We start from the raw sequence: 2,788 nt of genomic DNA, 5'->3' as shown, positions 1-2,788 counted from the left end.
GTCTGATATCTGGAGCGCTACAAGCTTCAACGAACTGCGTCGTGATGGTATGGCGGCAGCTCGTCACAACATGCTGAACCCTGATTCCGAAAAGCAGGCAGGCTGGGTCGAAGTGCAACTGTCTGGTCGCAAGGGGCCGGTTGTTGCTGCCTCTGACTACATGAAGATTTACGCTGACCAGATTCGTGAATTCGTACCAGGCACGTTCATCGCCCTGGGTACCGATGGCTTTGGTCGTTCCGATACCCGCGAAAAGTTGCGTGAGTTCTTTGAAGTGGATCGATACTTCGTTGTTATTGCTGCCCTCTACGGTCTGGTAAAAGACGGTGAACTGGAAGTGTCTGTGCTGAAAGACGCGATGAAAAAGTTCAACATCGACGGCGATAAAGCTAACCCACTGTACTGCTGATTTCATAAGGTTATCCCGAATGAGCGATGAAATAATCAAGATCCCCGATATCGGCAGTGGCAGTGCAGAGGTTATTGAAATCTGCGTTGCACCTGGTGATGCCGTTTCTGCCGATGACTCCCTGATTGTTCTGGAATCAGACAAGGCATCAATGGAAGTGCCAGCACCACGTGACGGCAAGATCTCCGAGATCCTGCTGAAGGTAGGCGACAGTGTGTCTGAAGGTGATGACATGCTGAAAATGGCGGCAACCGCCGCAGTCCGTGAAGGCTCTGATGCTGCCGTCGAAGCAGCGCCAGAGCCCGCTGCACAGCCAGCGCCTGCGCTACAATCAGAGTCTGCTACCCCTCCGGCAGCGCCTGCAGCCAGCAGCATTCAGGAAGTGACTGTTCCCGATATTGGTGCAGAAGACGTTCCGGTCATCGAAATCTGTGTAGCCGTTGGTGATGAGATTTCTGAAGAAGATTCTCTGATTGTTCTCGAATCTGACAAAGCGAGCATGGACGTACCTTCTCCTTTTGCCGGTGTTGTCAAAGAGATCTGTGTTAAAGAAGGTGACAAGCTGAGTCAGGGCGACCTGGTGGTAAAAGTTGAAACCACCACTGGTGCTGCTCCCGTTCCGGCACTTCAGACTGAAGTGCCTCAGACAGCCGCTCCAGCTCCAGCTGTCGCACCGGTTCCCGTAGCTACGCCTGCTGCAGGTGGTATTAATGAAGTGACGGTACCTGACATTGGTGCCGAAAACGTTCCCGTCATCGAAATTTGTGTAGCTGAGGGTGATGAAGTTGCTGAAGAAGATTCCCTGATTGTTCTGGAATCTGACAAAGCGAGTATGGACGTACCCTCTCCTTTTGCCGGTGTTATCAAAGAGATCTGCGTCAAAGAAGGTGACAAGCTGAGTCAGGGCAACCTGATTGTCAGGATTGAGACTCAGGGCGGTGTTGCAGCACCCGCTCCGACTGCTCCCGTGCCACAGGCTTCCGCGCCAGTCGCACCGACTCCTGCGACGGACAAGGCGCCAGCACCCGCCGCTGGGGCTTCTGGTCACAAACTGGTCGAGCTGGAAAAAGTCAATCGCAATTTCCACGCAGGTCCAGCGGTTCGGAGGCTTGCCCGTGAATTTGGTGTTACCCTTGAACGGGTAAAAGGCACAGGCCCGCGCAGCCGTATCCTGAAAGAAGATGTTCAGGCTTACGTTAAAGCTAAGCTGGCTGAAGCTGACAAGCCTCAGGTAGCGGCCGCCACAGGTGGTGGCGGCATTCCACCGGTGCCTGCCCAGGATTACGCCAAATGGGGTGAAATCGAAGAAGTAGCTCTGAATCGTCTGCGCAAGGTCGCGGCTCAGAACTTCCAGCGCTCCTGGTTGAACGTGCCTCACGTTACTCAGTTTGATGAAGCCGATATTACTGAACTGGAAGCTTTCCGTAAGGCTAACAAGGTGCTGGCGGAAGCCCGGGGCACCAAGCTGACTCCACTGCCTTTCTTCCTCAAGGCTGTGGCTTACGTACTCAAAGAGATGCCTGTATTTTGCTCTTCTCTCAGTGAAGACGGCGAGTCGGTTATCTACAAGAAGTACATCAACATTGGTGTCGCAGTGGACACTCCTGACGGCCTTCTGGTTCCTGTCATCAAGAATGTTGACCAGAAAGGTATCTGGGATCTTTCAAGAGAGTGCATCGAGCTGGCTGGCAAGGCCCGCGACAAGAAATTGAAACCAGCCGAAATGCAGGGTGGCTGCTTTACCATCTCCAGCCTGGGTTCTGTCGGTGGTACGGCCTTTACCCCCATCGTGAATGCGCCCGAAGTGGCTATTCTGGGGATCTCCAAGGCTTCCATGAAACCTGTCTGGAACGGCAAGGACTTTGATGCACGTCTAATGTGTCCACTGTCACTGTCATACGATCACCGTGTGGTCAATGGTGCTGATGCCGCCCGCTTTACCACCCTGCTGGCTAATCTATTGTCAGACATTCGTCGTTTGCTTCTGTGATTTTTGGATTTCGGTAAATAAAAAAGCCCGTGGCTGTTTTGCAGTAGCGGGTTTTTTTTACTCGTTAAAACCCTTTGTGTTGAAAGAACAATAGCTTGTTTTCTTGATCTACCGATTTCTTGATCTATCTTTCCTCTCTAAAAAATAAAGACTAAACGCTACAAACTACAGACTGGAATGTAATGAAAAACTCATTCTCTTTGGCACTGATATCGCTGTTTCTTTCGTTGTCTGTCGTCTGTCAGGCCGAACCATTGACAAGAAGTTTCGTCGTTGAACTTGAACAGAATGGAGGTTCTCCAAATGGGATTTTTTCTGTAAGGTTTGGCCAACATGCATTGTTGGGCAACCCGTCATACAGCACGGACACAAACGACTATGTTGCACCG

At 51.6% G+C, this 2,788-nt stretch carries 2 protein-coding genes and 1 pseudogene; all 3 read left to right on the top strand.

Annotated elements, in window-relative coordinates; genetic code table 11:
- Positions 1-409 (top strand): annotated as a pseudogene (gene aceE / locus KDK18_RS03750) (pyruvate dehydrogenase (acetyl-transferring), homodimeric type); the annotation flags it as partial.
- Between the two features lie 19 nt (positions 410-428).
- Positions 429-2,399 (top strand): pyruvate dehydrogenase complex dihydrolipoyllysine-residue acetyltransferase, encoded by a 1,971-nt coding sequence (gene aceF / locus KDK18_RS03745; protein WP_257253310.1) that lies wholly within the window; start codon positions 429-431, stop codon positions 2,397-2,399.
- Positions 2,400-2,581: 182 nt separating this feature from the next.
- Positions 2,582-2,788 (top strand): hypothetical protein (locus KDK18_RS03740; RefSeq protein WP_257253308.1); only part of this gene is annotated, 207 nt, incomplete at its 3' end.

The organism is Endozoicomonas sp. SESOKO3, from assembly GCF_024606255.1.
This window is presented reverse-complemented; position numbering and strand designations above follow the sequence as displayed.

Coding starts and splice junctions, on each gene's coding strand:
- aceF (WP_257253310.1), top strand. CDS start 429: ATGAGCGATGAAATAATCAAGATCCCCGATATCGGCAGTGGCAGTGCA.